The 15,112-nt window shown below is 68.7% G+C and carries 15 protein-coding genes; 8 read left to right on the top strand and 7 right to left on the bottom strand.

Annotated features, from left to right (window positions below; translation table 11 throughout):
• Positions 1–86 precede the first annotated feature (86 nt).
• The 4 genes from nrdE to ACX80U_RS05965 form a co-directional block, all read right to left on the bottom strand.
• Positions 87–2,246, bottom strand: a complete 2,160-nt coding sequence (nrdE, locus tag ACX80U_RS05980) for a class 1b ribonucleoside-diphosphate reductase subunit alpha (RefSeq protein ID WP_133081751.1) — start codon at positions 2,244–2,246, stop codon at positions 87–89.
• Positions 2,243–2,716: a class Ib ribonucleoside-diphosphate reductase assembly flavoprotein NrdI gene (nrdI, locus tag ACX80U_RS05975; protein WP_133081750.1), complete on the bottom strand. Its 474-nt coding sequence runs from the start codon at positions 2,714–2,716 to the stop codon at positions 2,243–2,245. Before nrdI ends, nrdE begins: the two co-directional genes overlap by 4 nt.
• 39 nt (positions 2,717–2,755) lie before the next feature.
• Positions 2,756–3,001 (bottom strand): glutaredoxin-like protein NrdH, encoded by a 246-nt coding sequence (gene nrdH / locus ACX80U_RS05970; protein WP_133081749.1) that lies wholly within the window; start codon positions 2,999–3,001, stop codon positions 2,756–2,758.
• Between the two features lie 516 nt (positions 3,002–3,517).
• Positions 3,518–4,798, bottom strand: coding sequence for a class I SAM-dependent methyltransferase (locus ACX80U_RS05965; RefSeq protein WP_459267754.1), 1,281 nt, complete (start codon positions 4,796–4,798; stop codon positions 3,518–3,520).
• A gap of 282 nt (positions 4,799–5,080) precedes the next feature.
• On the opposite strand from ACX80U_RS05965, the gene ACX80U_RS05960 reads away from it, so the two are divergent.
• Positions 5,081–6,034: a LysR family transcriptional regulator gene (locus tag ACX80U_RS05960; protein ID WP_133081747.1), complete on the top strand. Its 954-nt coding sequence runs from the start codon at positions 5,081–5,083 to the stop codon at positions 6,032–6,034.
• A 94-nt stretch (positions 6,035–6,128) separates the two neighbouring features.
• The gene (locus ACX80U_RS05955; RefSeq protein WP_459267753.1) at positions 6,129–7,166 is read left to right on the top strand and encodes an SDR family oxidoreductase; all 1,038 of its coding nucleotides are present in this window, start codon (positions 6,129–6,131) and stop codon (positions 7,164–7,166) included.
• Between the two features lie 49 nt (positions 7,167–7,215).
• On the opposite strand, the gene ACX80U_RS05950 is transcribed toward ACX80U_RS05955, so the two are convergent.
• Both ACX80U_RS05950 and ACX80U_RS05945 read right to left on the bottom strand, forming a co-directional pair.
• Positions 7,216–8,118 carry a methylenetetrahydrofolate reductase gene (locus ACX80U_RS05950; RefSeq protein ID WP_133081745.1) on the bottom strand — a complete coding sequence of 301 codons (903 nt, stop codon included), beginning with the start codon at positions 8,116–8,118 and terminating at the stop codon, positions 7,216–7,218.
• A 121-nt stretch (positions 8,119–8,239) separates the two neighbouring features.
• On the bottom strand, positions 8,240–9,379 hold the full coding sequence (locus ACX80U_RS05945; protein ID WP_459267752.1) for an App1 family protein: 1,140 nt from the start codon (positions 9,377–9,379) through the stop codon (positions 8,240–8,242).
• 185 nt (positions 9,380–9,564) lie between these two features.
• Between ACX80U_RS05945 and ACX80U_RS05940 the strand changes: the two genes are divergently transcribed.
• The 3 genes from ACX80U_RS05940 (at position 9,565) to ACX80U_RS05930 (ending at position 11,412) form a co-directional block, all read left to right on the top strand.
• On the top strand, positions 9,565–9,918 hold the full coding sequence (locus tag ACX80U_RS05940; RefSeq protein WP_459267751.1) for a hypothetical protein: 354 nt from the start codon (positions 9,565–9,567) through the stop codon (positions 9,916–9,918).
• Between the two features lie 202 nt (positions 9,919–10,120).
• Positions 10,121–10,498, top strand: a complete 378-nt coding sequence (locus ACX80U_RS05935; RefSeq protein ID WP_459267750.1) for a hypothetical protein — start codon at positions 10,121–10,123, stop codon at positions 10,496–10,498.
• Positions 10,499–10,566: 68 nt separating this feature from the next.
• On the top strand, positions 10,567–11,412 hold the full coding sequence (locus ACX80U_RS05930; protein WP_459267749.1) for an HNH endonuclease: 846 nt from the start codon (positions 10,567–10,569) through the stop codon (positions 11,410–11,412).
• Positions 11,413–11,443: 31 nt separating this feature from the next.
• On the opposite strand, the gene ACX80U_RS05925 is transcribed toward ACX80U_RS05930, so the two are convergent.
• A complete protein-coding gene (locus ACX80U_RS05925; RefSeq protein ID WP_459267748.1) occupies positions 11,444–12,097 on the bottom strand; it encodes a M23 family metallopeptidase in 654 nt (217 codons plus the stop codon).
• 89 nt (positions 12,098–12,186) lie between these two features.
• Between ACX80U_RS05925 and ACX80U_RS05920 the strand changes: the two genes are divergently transcribed.
• The 3 genes from ACX80U_RS05920 (at position 12,187) to ACX80U_RS05910 (ending at position 15,092) form a co-directional block, all read left to right on the top strand.
• On the top strand, positions 12,187–13,671 hold the full coding sequence (locus tag ACX80U_RS05920) for an MFS transporter (RefSeq protein WP_459267747.1): 1,485 nt from the start codon (positions 12,187–12,189) through the stop codon (positions 13,669–13,671).
• Between the two features lie 126 nt (positions 13,672–13,797).
• Positions 13,798–14,175: an ArsR/SmtB family transcription factor gene (locus tag ACX80U_RS05915; RefSeq protein ID WP_459267746.1), complete on the top strand. Its 378-nt coding sequence runs from the start codon at positions 13,798–13,800 to the stop codon at positions 14,173–14,175.
• The gene (locus ACX80U_RS05910) at positions 14,172–15,092 is read left to right on the top strand and encodes a cation diffusion facilitator family transporter (protein WP_459267745.1); all 921 of its coding nucleotides are present in this window, start codon (positions 14,172–14,174) and stop codon (positions 15,090–15,092) included. Before ACX80U_RS05915 ends, ACX80U_RS05910 begins: the two co-directional genes overlap by 4 nt.
• Positions 15,093–15,112: the final 20 nt, after the last annotated feature.

Below are 15,112 nucleotides of genomic sequence, written 5' to 3'. Positions count from 1 at the left end.
TTGTCTGCGTGTAAGTAATGCCGGTGATACCGATGGAGCCTGGAGTGTCAGGCCGGGCGGAATGCCCGGCCTGACGACTTAGTTGCCTAGAGCATGCAACTGACGCAGCCCTCCACCTCGGTCCCCTCCAGCGCGAGCTGGCGGAGACGGATGTAGTAGACGGTCTTGATGCCCTTGCGCCAGGCGTAGATCTGCGACTTGTTGATCTCGCGCGTGGTGGCGGTGTCCTTGAAGAACAGCGTCAGGGACAGGCCCTGGTCCACGTGCTGCGTTGCAGCGGCGTAGGTGTCGATGATCTTCTCGTAGCCGATCTCGTACGCATCCTGGTAGTACTCCAGGTTGTCGTTGGTGAGGTACGGAGCCGGGTAGTACACGCGGCCCAGCTTGCCTTCCTTGCGGATCTCGATCTTCGACGCCACCGGGTGGATGGAGGACGTCGAGTTGTTGATGTACGAGATGGACCCGGTGGGCGGGACGGCCTGGAGGTTCTGGTTGTAGATGCCGTGCTCCATGACCGAGGCCTTCAGGGCACGCCAGTCCTCCTGCGTGGGGATGTGCACGTCGGCGAACAGCTCACGGACGCGCGGCGTCGCCGGCTCCCACACCTGATCGGTGTACTTGTCGAAGAACTCCCCGCTCGCGTACTTGGACTTCTCGAAGCCTGCGAACCGGCGGCCGGTCTCGATGGACATCAGGTTCGACGCCCGGATGCAGTGGTACACCACGGAGTAGAAGTAGATGTTGGTGAAGTCCAGGCCCTCTTCGGAGCCGTAGTGGACCCGCTCCCGGGCGAGGTAGCCGTGCAGGTTCATCTGGCCGAGGCCGATGGCGTGCGAGGCGTCGTTGCCCTTGGCGATCGAGGGCACCGAGCTGATGTGGCTCATGTCCGAGACGGCCGAGAGGGTGCGGATCGCGGTCTCGATGGTCCGGCCGAAGTCGGGCGAGTCCATGGTCTTGGCGATGTTGAGCGAGCCGAGGTTGCAGGAGATGTCCTTGCCCACGGAGTCGTAGGACAGGTCCTCGTTGTACGTGGTGGGCTCGGAGACCTGGAGGATCTCGGAGCACAGGTTGGACATGATGATCTTGCCCTCGATCGGGTTGGCCCGGTTCACGGTGTCCTCGAACATGATGTACGGGTAGCCGGACTCGAACTGGATCTCCGCGAGGGTCTGGAAGAACTCGCGCGCCTTGATCTTGGTCTTCTTGATGCGGGCGTCGTCCACCATCTCGTAGTACTTCTCGGTGACCGAGATGTCGGAGAACGGCATGCCGTAGACGCGCTCGACGTCGTACGGGGAGAACAGGTACATGTCCTCGTCGCGCTTGGCGAGCTCGAACGTGATGTCGGGGACCACGACGCCGAGGGACAGCGTCTTGATGCGGATCTTCTCGTCCGCGTTCTCGCGCTTGGTGTCCAGGAAGCGGTTGATGTCCGGGTGGTGGGCGTGCAGGTACACGGCGCCGGCACCCTGGCGGGCGCCGAGCTGGTTGGCGTAGGAGAAGCTGTCCTCGAGGAGCTTCATCACGGGGATGACGCCGGAGGACTGGTTCTCGATCTGCTTGATCGGCGCGCCGACCTCGCGGATGTTGGTGAGGGCGAAGGCGACGCCGCCGCCGCGCTTGGAGAGCTGCAGGGCCGAGTTGATGGACCGGCCGATCGACTCCATGTTGTCCTCGATGCGGAGGAGGAAGCAGGAGACGAGCTCGCCGCGCTGGCGCTTGCCGGCGTTGAGGAACGTGGGGGTGGCGGGCTGGAAGCGGCCGTCGATGATCTCGTCGACCATCTGCTCGGCGAGCTGCTCGTTACCGCGGGCCAGGTGCAGGGCGACCATGCAGACGCGGTCCTCGTAGCGCTCGAGGTAGCGCTTGCCGTCGAACGTCTTCAGCGTGTACGAGGTGTAGTACTTGAAGGCGCCGAGGAAGGTCTCGAAGCGGAACTTCTTGGCGTAGGCACGCTTGAAGAGGTCGCGGATGAAGTTCATCGTGTACTGGTGGAGCGTCTCGCGCTCGTAGTACTCGTTCTTCACGAGGTAGTCGAGCTTCTCCTCGAGGTCGTGGAAGAAGACCGTGTTGTTGTTCACGTGCTGCAGGAAGTACTGGTGCGCAGCCTCGCGGTCGGCATCGAACTGGATCTCCCCGTTCGGTCCGTACAGGTTGAGCATCGCGTTCAGCTCGTGATAGCCCAGGTCCTTGAAGCGGTCGGCCGCGGCAGCGGGTGCGCCCGTCTCCGTCTCTGCAACACTCATGTCCAAAACTCTTCCAATCCTTTGGTTACTCGGTCCACGTCCTCGGACGTGCCCATGACTTCGAATCTGTACAGCACCGGCACATGGCACTTGGCCGCGATGATGTCGGCGGCGAGACAGTAGGTCTCACCGAAATTGGTGTTCCCCGCCCCGATGACCCCCTTCAGGAGGCTGCGGTTCTGCTCGTTGTTCAGGAACTTGACGACCTGCCGGGGCACCGCGCCCTTACCGGTGATCCCTCCGTAAGTGGGGAGGACCAGGACATACGGGCGGGTTGCCTGCAGGGTCGGCTCCTTGGTGAGCAGCGGCATGCGGGCGGCCCGGACCCCCAGCTTCGTGACGAAGCGGTGGGTGTTGTCGGAGACCGACGAGAAGTAGATCAACGGGGCGTCGGTGACCGGCCCCTCCCCGTCCTCGGCAGCTGCCGGATCAGCGGAGGTGGTGTGGTCGTCCACAGCGGTGGCGGTCATGGCCGATGCCGGTCCCGTGGAACCCTCTGAAGGATCCGTTCAGGCTACCGAGCTGACGACGGAGTCCGCGAGGGAGGCGATCTTGTCGGGGCGGAATCCGGACCAGTGGTCGTTGTCCGTGATGACGACGGGAGCCTGCATGTAGCCCATGGAGCGGACGCGCTCGAGGGCGGCAGGATCCTGCGAGATGTCGACGCTCTGGTAGGCGATGCCCTTCTTGTCCAGAGCCCGGTAGGTGGCGTTGCACTGTACGCAAGCCGGCTTCGTGTAAACCGTGACGGTCATGTCTAAGTCCCCTTTTCTCTACTGCTGTCGTGCTGTGTCATGGGTGGCGCGCGGCCCCGGAAAGGGGAAGGAAATCCGGGGATTTCCGCGCCTCCGGGCCCATGCCCGTCCAGCGGTTGTTTCTGTCCTTCGATACTACATCTAGTGCGGCCCGCTGGCGCAGACCCCAACATGATGTATTACAAGTATGTCATTCAGGGAGCGAGTAGTCCACACGATGTCCACAGACGGAGCCCTCCGGAAAGCCCGGAAACGTGCCGATCCGGCGCGTCCACAAGGCATCTCTCCACACGCTGTGGAGTACTTCCGCACAGGTGCAGAAACTGCCGTGTCGCGCTTCGTCCGGCGTGTCGCGTGCCGACGGTCGACGTCGTCGCATTGCCTCTGGACAGGCGTGCGCGCAGCGCGTACAGCGACAGCCGGTGCTGCTCCTGGCGAGCGGCACCGGCTGTCGGTGGGGCGCGTGAGCGGGCCGGCGGGCCACCCGGGGAGCGGGCGCCCGGCCGGGGCTGCCGTTCAGGGACGCCGGTCGAAGATCAGTTGCTGGACGTCGAGATAGCCGGCCTGGAAGCCCGCCCTCGAGTAGCAGAGGTAGAACGTCCACATGCGCTCGAAGGTCTCGTCGAAGCCCAGGGCCGCGACCTCGTCGTGCCGGGCGAGGAAACGCTCCTCCCAGAGGCGGAGGGTCTGCGCATAGTGGTCGCCCATCGAGTGGCGCTCACGCACCCTCAGGCTCGTGTAGCGGTCGGTGACGTCCTCGATCGCGCGGACGGACGGGATGAATCCACCGGGGAAGATGTACTTGTGGATCCACGTGTAGGTCCGCCGCGTCGCCATCATGCGCTCGTGGGGAAGCGTGATGGCCTGGACCGCGACCCGGCCGCCCGGCGCGAGGACCCGATCGATGGTCTGGAAGTAGACGGCCCAGAACTCGTAGCCCACGGCCTCGATCATCTCGACCGAGACGACGGCGTCGTACTGACCCTCGACCAGCCGGTAGTCCTTCAGCTCGACCCGCACGCGGTCCGCGAAGCCGGCCTCCCTGACGCGCTCCTCGGCGAGTTCCTTCTGCTCCCGGGACAGTGTCACGGACACGACCGTCGCTCCCCTGGCCGCGGCGCGGAGCGCCAGTTCGCCCCAGCCGGGGCCGATCTCGAGGACACGGGTCCCCTGTCCCACGTCCGCCTGGTCGAGCAGGCGGTCGATCTTCCGCTGCTGCGCGGCGGCGAGCTCGTGCCACTCGACGTGCAGCAGGTCCTTGCCGGTCGCGTCGAACAGGGCGCTCGAGTAGGACATGGTCGGGTCGAGGAAGAGGGCGAAGAGTTCGTTCGACAGGTCGTAGTGCCGGGAGATGTTCGAGCGCGTGTTGGCCGTGCTGTTCCGTTCACGGCGGGGCGGCTTGGGCAGGTAGAGACCGCGCAGCTTCTGCAGCGGGACGGGTACGAGGTGCGCCGCACGCGCGGCGAAGACCTCGAGGACCTCGGTGAGGTCCGACGCCGTCCAGTCCTCCGCCATGTAGGACTCGCCGAGGCCGATCAGGCCGTTGTCCCCGAGCCTCGCGTAGAAGTCGGCGGGCCGGTGGATGCGCATCTCCGGCCGCGGTCCGCCGCCGGGCGCGCCCAGCACGGTGCCGTCGTCGTGAATGACCCGGAGCTGGAGGGTGTTCACCGCGGCGGAGAAGATCTTCTCCGCGATCGTCGCGGCGATCCTGTTCCTCGCTCCGGCGGGGACGCCGGCGATCCCCGGCCAGACCGCCGGATCGACGTCCGCCTGCGAAGGAACAACTGTGGTGCTCATCGAACTACCTCCCGGGTCCACAGGCGCTCCCTGCTGGTGGGTAGCCGCCGTCGCCAGAGTCTAATCTCCTGCCCGAGGATCTCCAGCGCCACGTAACGCTGGGACATCAGGCCGGCCGGCGACACGTGGACGGCGGGAACGCAGCAGATCGCTGGTGGCCACGGGTAGGCTCGACGGGATCCGTTCGTCCTCCCGGGGCGCCTCGTCCGGCGGCGGCGCTGGTGGGGGTCACATCACGCGAGCTGGCTCGCGACGGGAGTCCCACCACCGGGAGAGTGCTACTTGGTCAACCCGATCCATCTGCGGACCCTGCTCGAGGTGATCCGCCATGGATCGTTCAGCGGGGCCGCCACGAGTCTCGGCTACACGGCGTCCGCCGTCTCGCAGCAGATGTCGGCCCTCGAGCGTGACACGGGCGCCACGCTGTTCACCCGGTCCGCCCGCAGCGCCGTCCCCACGGACGCAGCCGTAGCGATGTCCCGGCACGCGGCGAAGGTGCTCACGGACATCGACGCGCTGCTCGCCTCCACGGCGCGCTCCGGCAGCGGACCGGAGCACGAACTCAGGCTCGGCATCTTCCCGAGCCTCGCCACGTTCGCTCTGCCGCGGCTGCTCCGCATGCCGGAGTGGCAGCGGCTGGGTGTCTCCCTGCGCGTGTTCGTCGGCGAACCCGCTCACACGATCCAGGGGCTGCGGACCGGCGGAGACCTGGACCTCGCCCTCGTCTACCAGGTCGGTCAGGCCGGCCTGGCCTGGCCCTCGACGCTCAGTCGGCAATGGATCGGCGACGACGACTTCCGGGTCATCCTGCCGGCGAGTTGGGGAATCCGCAGCGGTTCCCGCGTGACCGCCGACCAGCTCGCGGACATGCCGTGGATCATGCACCACCCGGGCACGGCGGACGCCACGGTCATCGAACGGCTGTTCGCGAGCTGCAACCTCCATCCGCGCATCGCGGCGTACTGCGACGACTTCAATGCGAGCCTCGAACTCACCGCCGCGGGCCTGGGGGCGGCGCTGGTGCCGGAACTGGCCATGGTCAACCGGCCCGACGGCATCGTGGCCCTCGACGTTCCCGAGATCCGGCTGGCCCGCAGCATCTTCGCCCTGCGGACGGGCGACGCCGACGACGCCAGGGTGCGACTGTTCATGGACCAGCTGGCCGAGATCCTCCGGAGCCAGAGCATCGGCCCGAAGCACACGGCGCCGGGATACGCACCCACCTCGGGCCGCTGAATCCCGTATTGCATGCGCCCTCGCGCCGTCCGTACCGTCGGGGCAGGGGTGGGCGCCGGCCCGCGGGCTTCCACAGCGTCCGAGGAGGACCCCCATGCGGATCAAGAACAGCGTTGTCGTCATCACCGGGGCGGCGAGCGGCATCGGTCGCGCGACCGCGCTCCGGTTCGCCCGCCGCCGGACGAGCCTCGTCCTCGCGAGCAGGCGCGTGGAGGCACTTGAATCGCTCGTCGCCGAGTGCGCGGCGCTCGGCTCCCGCGCCGTCGCGGTCCCCACCGACACCTCGGATCACGACGCCGTGCAGGAGCTGGCGAGCAGGGCGGTCGAGGAGTTCGGGCGGATCGACGTCTGGGTGAACAACGCCGCCGTCTCCTTCTTCTCGCCGTTCCTGGAGGTGCCCCTGCGTGACTTCGAGCGCGTGATCGACGTCAACGTCATGGGCTACGTCTACGGTGCACGGGCGGCTCTCGAACGGATGCAGGACCAGGGCTCGGGCGTACTCGTCAACGTGGCCTCGATCGTCGGGGAGGTCCCCCAGCCCTACACCTCCGCGTACTCGGTGTCGAAGGCGGCGGTCCGCGCCCTCGGCGTCAGCCTGCGGTCCGAGCTGACGCTGGACCGGAAGAAGCACATCCACGTGTGCACGGTCCTTCCGCCGACCATCGACACCCCGTTCTTCAACCACGCGGCCAACTACACGGGCCGACGCGCCGTGGCCATGCCTCCGGTCTACAGCCCGGATCGCGTCGCGAGGACGATCCTCGACGTCGTAGAGGTGCCGACCCGCGAAGTCGCCGTCGGGCGGATCGGCCGGTCGATGGTGCGGCAGCACCGCCTCATGCCGGGGCGGATGGAGAAGCTGATGGCGCACCAGGTGGAGCACACCCACCTGTCCAGGACGGAACCGGCGGAGGACTCGACCGGGAACCTGTACGGCCCCTCGCTCGATCCCGCGAATGCGGCGGTCACGGGCGGATGGAGCGGAAGACGCCGCACCGCGCAACGCCTGGTCCTCGGTACCGTCCTCGCGGGAGCGGGTGCCGTCGTCTTCGCCGACACGCTGAAGTCGGCGGCTCCAGCGGTGACGGGGGCCATCGCCGCCGCGGGCCGGGGCGTCGCCAGACCCTCCTGAACGTCGAACGGGCAGGGGGCGCCGTAGCCCCGGGGGTGCGGGTGGCCGGTCACAGGGAAGCGGCGAGACCGGCTTCCGGGGGTCGTTCGAGGTCCAGGGCGTCGAGCACGTCGAGCGCGGCGGAGTGCTCGTTGAAGGTATAGAGATGAAGGCCGGGAGCGCCGTCGTCGAGCGCCGCCCGCGCGAGTTCGACGGTGGCGGCGACGCCGACCCGACGACGCTCGTCGTCGGTCCGGGCGCCGTCGAGCCGCGCCTGGAGTCCCTCGTCGACGTCGATCCCCGCGAGTCCGCCGAGCTTCTTCAGCCGGCGGGAGCTCGTCATCGGCATGACGCCGGGGATGATCGGGATGGTGACACCGGCCCGACGGGCACGGGCCACGAGCCCCGCGTAGTCCGAGGAGTGGAAGAAGACCTGGGTGATGGCGAAATCCGCGCCCGCCGCCTCCTTGGCCAGGAGCACCTCGATGTCCTGCTTCACGCTCGGCGAGTCGGGGTGCCGCGTGGCGTACGCCGCCACTCCCACGGACACCCTGCCGGCGGCGAGGTGTGCGGTCCGCTGCGCCTCGACCTCGCGGATCAGGCGGACGAGTTGATCGGCGTGCTCTACCTCGCCCGGCTGTCCCTCGGACCCCTCGGGCGTGTCACCGCGGAGGGCGAGGATCCCCCGGACCCCACCGCCGATGAGCCGTTCGACGATCTCGGTCAGTTCGGCACGGCTGCTGCCGACGGAGGTCAGGTGGGCCAGCGGTTTCAGCGTGGTCTCGGTGAGCAGCCGCCGCAGGAGATCGACCGCGGTCTCCCGGTTGCTGCCGGCCGCGCCGTACGTGACCGACACGAAGTCGGGGCGGGTGCGCTCGAGGCGGCGGATGGTCGTCCACAGCGCGTCCTCCGCCGCTGCGTTCCGCGGCGGATACAGCTCGTAGGACAGCGCCGGATACGTGGCAGGCGGCATCTGGATTCCTTCCCGTACGTGTCGTCCTCTGGGTGCGGCGAGTTCGGGCGACGGAGGCGGCGTGTGCAGGACGGCGGGTCCCCGGCCCGCCGGGATCAGGACGATGCCCGGAGGGGCGGGGTCAGTCCGCTTCCTCGGGCACGTCCGCCGAGCGCACTTCGCTCCGGATGATGCCGAGTTCCTCCAGCTTTGCCGACATCCCTGCTCCGTCGGGAGCGTAGATCCACGGGATCCCCGGTGTCGTCGGCACCCCGGCCTTCGAGCGGCCACCCGCGAGCACCGCCTCTCCGACCGACAGCTGACGGATCGCGATGGCGCGGACGTTCTGCGGATGGCGCTGCGCGAACTCCGAGTAGATCGCCTCGTCATGCTGGCCGTCGTCGCCCACCAGCAGCCACTTCACGCCGGGGAACTCCTCGGCCAACCGCTCGAGCGACGTCCGCTTGTGTTCCTGGCCGCTGCGGAACCAGCGATCGCGGGTGGGCCCCCAGTCGGTCAGGAGCTTGGGCCCGGCAGGATAGAGATTGCGGGAGAGGAAACGGGAGAGGGTCGGCGCGACGTTCCAGGCACCGGTCGAGAGATAGAGCACCGGCGCCGACGGCAGCGTCCTGACGATCCGCTCGTACAGCACGGCCATGCCCGGCGTCGGCATGCGTGCGTGCTCATCGAGCACGAAGGTGTTCCAGGCCGCCAGGAACGGGCGCGGCAACGCGGTCACCATCACGGTGTCGTCGATGTCGGAGACGACGCCGAAGTCCGTCCCGTCCGCCACCACGCGCATCGGGGCTTCGACGACCCTGGAGGCACCGGAATGGAGCGAGATGGTGTGCCAGCCCGCCTCGAGGTCCACCGGGATGCGAGCGTCGACGATGCCGCCGCGGTCCGCCGTGACGTCATGGACGACGCCGTCGATGGTCACATGCACGACGGCGTGGGCCACCGGAGCATTCGTGAAGTTGCGCCAGCCGCGCATGCCCTCCTTGATCGGCTTCAGGGGGCCGTCGTCCGGGCCGTGCCCGGTGTCCCTTGGATCGCTGAGGACGACGCGCGCCAGTACCCGGACCCACGACGTCGTGCCGTACCCGGTGTAGGGGATGACGGTCTCGACCCGGCCGCGCCGGACGGCGAGGCGCGTCTGCAGCCTCAGCCAGGCGTCGTCGAGGCGGACGGCGAGGTGGCGTCCCTCCGGTCCGGATGGCGTCGTACTGCTGTTCTCGGCGTCGGCTGATGGGTCGTGAGGCTCCGCGGGGCGTGGACACATGCCCACCAGTCTGGCACGAGCGGATGTGGCCCACGACCCTGCCGCGCGAACGCGTACGATCCGCGTCGGCTGCACAGGTCACGGGCCGCTAACAACTTCGCATCCGGGTTGCGGCCGGCTTGTCGCCCGGAACCACGCCTGCGACGCTGGGATCTCGAGGGACGGGACGATCATCGGGGGACGACATGGCGAACAGTTGGGACGACGCAGGGGTGCGCCTGAAGGAGGACGCCGCTCTGCGGGCCTGGGACGCGTCGGCCGCCGAGGACCCGGGTACCACCGCCCTCGACCTGGCCCATGCCGTCCTCTTCGGGAAGGCCCAGGCCGCGCTGGAAGCCGTCGCGGCGGGTGGTGTGGGGCTCGCGACCGATCATGCGAGGGCGTTGCATTTCGCCAACGAGATGGCGCAGCTGCGGCATTACGGTCCGCTGACCGCCGTCGATGACGGCCTGCCGGTCCTCGCCCCCGGAGTCCGCGCCATCATCGCCACGTTCGACGCCCATGGCGTGTGGGACGGCCGGCCGGCCTGGAACCTCTGACCTCCGTCGGGGAGCGCTGCCGACGGATCCGAAAGTCTTTCGTCCCGTGACCCATCCGTCCGGGATGCAGGTCCGAATGCATGTCGGTCGGCGTGCTCCTGCGCGGGCTGCCGCCGGCGAGCGGCCCGGCCGAGATCCCCGACAGTACTGTGAGTTGCCGCTCCGAGGTCGCCTGAGGCGGTTACCCGATTTGGATGCACACGTGATGCCCCGATGCACGGACCAGGCACCGGGCAGGACCGGCGAGGGGCGGCTCTCGGTGACCGCCCTGCCCTTCATGCTCTGCCTGCGCTGGCAGCCGCGGATCATCATCGACCGGGAGGACATCACGGTCGCGGGATCGGTGATCGCCGCATCCGGCCGCGGCGGTCTTCCCCTGCTGGTCGAGGTCTCCGCCCTTCGGGAGGTCACCTGGGCAGCGAGGGAGCTCGTCCTCGCCTACGAGCATCCAGCACGGATCGCCATCCTCGGGTACGACGACGTCGACCGCGTCCTCATGGCGTTCATGGTCAGATCGGCGACGAAGACCCGATTCTTCCTGGACCGGGACGCCGCGGTCCGTTGGTTGCTGCGGGCCTGACGCCCGACGAACCACCCCGGCCGTCCTCCGGACCCGTCCGGGCGCCCGGTCGTGGCACACTCGATGGCATGGCGGCACTGATCATCGGGTGGGACCCCGGGCAGCCGGGGTGGACCGGCGTCTACGCGGCGGACGTCGAAACGGTCCGGAGGACCGGCGTCGTCCGGCAGGAGTGGCAGGTGCCGGGCGACCCCGCCCTGGTCGAGGGCCTGGACGTATGGCTGCTCGCGGTGGGCGCGCGTCCCGCCCAGCACGGCCTGATCGGACACGGCACCCTTGCCGCAATCCGCTCTCCGACGTGCTTGGAGGCCGGGTCGGTGGAGATCGACGTCGATCTCGACCTCCTGCTGCCCCGCGGCGACCAGGTGCCATGTGCCGACGTCGCCGGACGGCTACCGGATCTCCGCACCGGAGAACCCCCGGTGCGATTCATCGACGGTCCGGCGGAACTCGCCGTCCGGATGCTGTGGGCGGAGGCCAACCCCCCGGACCGCGCGTCCCTCGACCCGGTCCCCGGCGCCCTGCCCGCGTCGGCCGTCCGACGCGTGCCGGTCAACGGGTTCGAGCGGGACCGGGACCTGCGGCGCGTCGCGATGGCCCACCGGGGTTCTGTATGCCATGCGTGCGGGCTGGATCCCGAACAGGTCTACGGGATCGAGGGCCCCGCGGTGATGCAGGTCCACCACATCACGCCGCACGCGCACCTCGAGGCCGGGTATGAGGTCGACCCCCTCGTCGACCTCATACCCCTGTGCCCCACCTGCCACGTCGTGGCCCACAGCCGCTGGCCCGAGCCCTACGGCGTCGAGGACATCAGGACGATGCTGCGTGGGGCGGGATTCCTGCGCGGATCGGTGCTCACCCCGGAACAACTCGAGTCCGAGGCGGCTGCGGCGCGGATCCTCGGCGCCTGACCCCGCTACCGCGCGTCGACCGATGACCGGCTCAGGGGACGATGACGATCCGGTATTCGGCGGGGAGTTCCGGACCCGCGGAGCCCTCGAAGGCGATGGGCAGGCCACGGGCGAGCGGCCAGTCGATGCTGTCGGTCGCCTGGACGTGCACATGCGGTTGTGTGCTGTTCCCGGAGTTCCCGCACTCCCCGACCAGGGCACCGGCGGTCACCCGGTCGCCGCGCCGGACGGCGAGCGAACCCTGGCGCAGATGGGCGACGAGCACGAAGGGGCCGCCCGCGGCGAGGGCGATGACGACGTGATTGCCAGCGATCGCACCCGCACCGTCCCGGAGACGGCGCGGTTGGCCCAGCGCGTAGGCGAGCAGGTGGAGCTGCGACCGGCGGGCCTCGTGGTCACTCTCGCCGTCGTGGGCGACGACGACGACACCCGTGCAGGGTGCCAGTACCGGGACCCCGAACCCGAAGAAGTCCTCCGGCGGTTCCGTCGCGACGAGCGCGCGCCAGCCCCGACCGGCCGTACGGTGGCGAGCATCGACGGGCACGAGGTCGATGGCGTAGGTGGTCCCCATCCGATCGGTGCCGTGACTGGGTACCCTCCGGGCCGGGCTGTTGCGGACCAGGAGGAGGCCCCGGAGGGGATATCGCAGAAGGACGGGATGCTGCTCCGGGGCATTCGGCGCCACAGTACGGTCCTCCTTCGTCGTCCCGATACGTCCATCCTGCCCTGCGGCAAGCGTTCCCGTCCCGGTTCATTCTCAGTACACTGGGGCGCATGACCGGGCAGGAACCGGTCCCGCCGGGGGCCGCTGCGGTTCCGCATGGCAGCACGGGCCTCTCCGAGGACGTCGCCGTCCCTTTTCGGCAGCCCGGCGACTCCGAGGACCGGCCCGACAGCGAGTCGCTCCACACGTCCGTCCGCAGTCCGGCGGAGCGGTCCCGCACCTTTCTGCGCATCCTGGTGAACACCGGGGTCGCGAACATCACGACCAGTTACCTGTGGTTCGCCCTCACGTTCTGGGCCTACCTGCAGACCCGCAACGTGATCGCCACCGGAGTGATCGGCGGTGCCTACATGCTGTTGATCGCCCTCTCCAGCATCAGCTTCGGCACCTTCGTGGACCGCTACCGCAAGCTGGCCGTGATGCGCTTCGCCGCCGGCTTCACGCTGGTGATGTTCGTACTGTCCGGAGGGATGTTCCTGCTGACGCCCGCCGCCACCCTGCTGGATCTGCGACAGCCGTGGTTCTGGGCCTTCACCCTGATCATCCTGATCGGTGCCGTCGTCGAGAACATGCGGAACATCGCCCTCGCCACCACGGTCACCATCCTCATCGAACCGGACCGGCGGGCCAACGCCAACGGGCTGGTGGGCATGGTGCAGGGACTCATGTTCATCGTGACCTCGGTGCTCTCCGGGTTGTCGGTCGGGCTGATCGGCATGGGCTGGACCATCGTCGTCGCCCTAGTGCTCACGGCTCTCGCGTTCGCGCACCTGCTCACGCTGCGCATGCCCGAAGAGGTGCGCGCGGCCGCGACGGACGCCCACGGCGGCTTCGACCTGCGTGGCTCCTTCGCTGCCGTCCTGGCCATCTCCGGACTGTTCGCGCTGATCCTGTTCTCCACGTTCAACAACTTCGTGGGCGGCGTCTACATGGCCCTGATGGACCCCTACGGGCTGGAGCTGTTCCCCGTGGAGCTGTGGGGGACCTGGTTCGCGGTCGGCGCCACCGGGTTCCTGGTGGGCGGCGCCCTGATCGGCAAGTTCGGCCTCGGAGCCAACCCGCTGCGCACCATGCTCATCGCCGTCGTCCTGATGGGCATCGTCGGTGCGGCCTTCACGGTGCGCGAGTGGGCGTGGCTGTACGTCGCCGGCATCTGGCTCTACCTCGTCCTGGTCCCCTTCGTGGAGGCCGCCGAGCAGACGGTCATCCAGCGGGTGGTCCCCCTGCAGCGGCAGGGGCGTGTATTCGGATTCGCCATGGCGTTCGAATCCGCGGCAGCGCCCGTCACCGCGTTCCTGATCGCGCCGATCGCGCAGTTCTGGATCATCCCCTATGCACGATCGGCCGAGGGCAGCTCGCACCTCGCCCCCCTGCTGGGCGAGGGCACCTCCCGGGGCATCGCCCTCGTGTTCCTGGTGGCGGGGATCATCATCATCGCGGCCGCGGTGCTGGCGTTCCTGACGCCTGTCTACCGCCGGGTCTCGGAATCGTATGCCCGGACGACCGCCGAGGGTGCGGCACCGTCGCAGGAGTAGTCGGGTTCCGGCGTGGAGCAAAGTGCTCCAGCACGGGACAGGCGGACCTCCGACCATCCCGGCCGTCGCGGCCGCAGACGGACCCGACGCTTCCTTCCGATCGATCGATACCGATATAATCGTTGGATGGCGATGAATTACGATCTGCACCAGCATGACGCGGTCGCGCGGTTGTTCCGTGCGCTGGCCGAGCCTGCCCGGCTGTCCCTGGTGCATTGCCTGGCGGACGGCCCGCACCGGGTGGGCGAGCTCTCCGCGCATCTCGGCTTGGCCCAGTCCACGGTGTCGGCCCATCTGGCGGTCCTCAAGGGTGCCGGCCTCGTCGAGGCGGCCCCTGACGGTCGTGCGACCCTGTACCGGCTGGCCACTTCCGGCCTCGATGAACTCCTGCACGCCGGCGAACGCCTGATCGATCCGCACGGACCGGACCAGGATCCGCTCGACCACCATGCGGCATCAGGGACGGACCGGGACTTCGCCCGCCTGCCGGGCGGTGGGCGATGAGCCACAGCCACGGCCACAGCCATGGGATCGGCACTGCTCGGACCGCCGGCGGATTCCACCGGCGACGGCTGATCGGGGCACTCGCCATCACCGTATCGGTGATGCTGATCGAGGTCGTCGGCGCACTCGCGTCCGGATCGGTGTCACTGCTGGCCGATGCCGGACACATGCTCAGCGACTCGGCGGGTCTGGGGATCGCGATCGTCGCCACGGGCCTGGCGGCCCGACCCGGGACCGAGCGCCGCACCTTCGGGTGGAAGCGCGTGGAGATCCTCGCCGCCCTCGTCAATGGCCTGGTCGTCGCTGTCATCGGGGTCCTGATGCTCATCGAGGGAACCAGGCGGGCCCTGGGCCCGGCCGACGTCGACGCACCGGTCATGCTGGTGGCAGCCGCACTCGGCCTGGTCGCGAACATCGTCGCCCTGCGCCTGCTGACGGGCGGGCGGAAGGAGAGCCTCAATGTCCGCGGCGCCTACCTCGAAGTGCTGGGTGACCTGCTGGGCTCCGCCGCGGTGATCGTCGCCGCCCTAATCATCTGGTCCACCGGGTTCCTGGCGGCGGACGGACTGGCCGGCATCGCCATCGGCCTGCTGATCCTCCCGCGCGCCTACGGCCTGCTCAAAGCCGTGGTGCTCGTCCTGCTGGAGGCCACCCCCAGTGACACCGACCTGGCCGAAGTGCGCCGACACATGGAGGAGGTCCCGGGCGTGGTGCTGGTGGAGGATCTGCACGCCTGGACCATCACCTCGGGCCTGCCCGCACTCACCGCGCACGTACAGGTCGACGACGACGCCTTCGACAACGGATCCGCCCCCCGGATCCTCAGCGACCTCAACACGTGCATCGGCGACCACTTCGACATCCGCCACTCCACCCTGCAGCTCGAGCCCGCCTCGGGCCGCCACAACCACTGCTGACGCCCGGGCCCGCCGTCAGG

It is taken from the genome of Arthrobacter sp. TmT3-37 (genome assembly GCF_054510835.1).
The sequence above is the reverse complement of the archived record's forward strand: the minus strand, read 5'-3'. Positions and strand labels throughout refer to the sequence as shown.

Bases quoted from the DNA above. Each gene is read 5' to 3' on its own strand.
- ACX80U_RS05920 (WP_459267747.1), top strand. From the start codon at position 12,187: ATGACCGGGCAGGAACCGGTCCCGCCGGGGGCCGCTGCGGTTCCGCAT.
- nrdI (WP_133081750.1), bottom strand. From the start codon at position 2,716: ATGACCGCCACCGCTGTGGACGACCACACCACCTCCGCTGATCCGGCA.
- ACX80U_RS05940 (WP_459267751.1), top strand. From the start codon at position 9,565: ATGGCGAACAGTTGGGACGACGCAGGGGTGCGCCTGAAGGAGGACGCC.
- ACX80U_RS05910 (WP_459267745.1), top strand. From the start codon at position 14,172: ATGAGCCACAGCCACGGCCACAGCCATGGGATCGGCACTGCTCGGACC.
- ACX80U_RS05930 (WP_459267749.1), top strand. From the start codon at position 10,567: ATGGCGGCACTGATCATCGGGTGGGACCCCGGGCAGCCGGGGTGGACC.
- ACX80U_RS05945 (WP_459267752.1), bottom strand. From the start codon at position 9,379: ATGTGTCCACGCCCCGCGGAGCCTCACGACCCATCAGCCGACGCCGAG.
- ACX80U_RS05950 (WP_133081745.1), bottom strand. From the start codon at position 8,118: ATGCCGCCTGCCACGTATCCGGCGCTGTCCTACGAGCTGTATCCGCCG.
- ACX80U_RS05955 (WP_459267753.1), top strand. From the start codon at position 6,129: ATGCGGATCAAGAACAGCGTTGTCGTCATCACCGGGGCGGCGAGCGGC.
- ACX80U_RS05915 (WP_459267746.1), top strand. From the start codon at position 13,798: ATGGCGATGAATTACGATCTGCACCAGCATGACGCGGTCGCGCGGTTG.
- nrdH (WP_133081749.1), bottom strand. From the start codon at position 3,001: ATGACCGTCACGGTTTACACGAAGCCGGCTTGCGTACAGTGCAACGCC.
- ACX80U_RS05965 (WP_459267754.1), bottom strand. From the start codon at position 4,798: ATGAGCACCACAGTTGTTCCTTCGCAGGCGGACGTCGATCCGGCGGTC.
- nrdE (WP_133081751.1), bottom strand. From the start codon at position 2,246: ATGAGTGTTGCAGAGACGGAGACGGGCGCACCCGCTGCCGCGGCCGAC.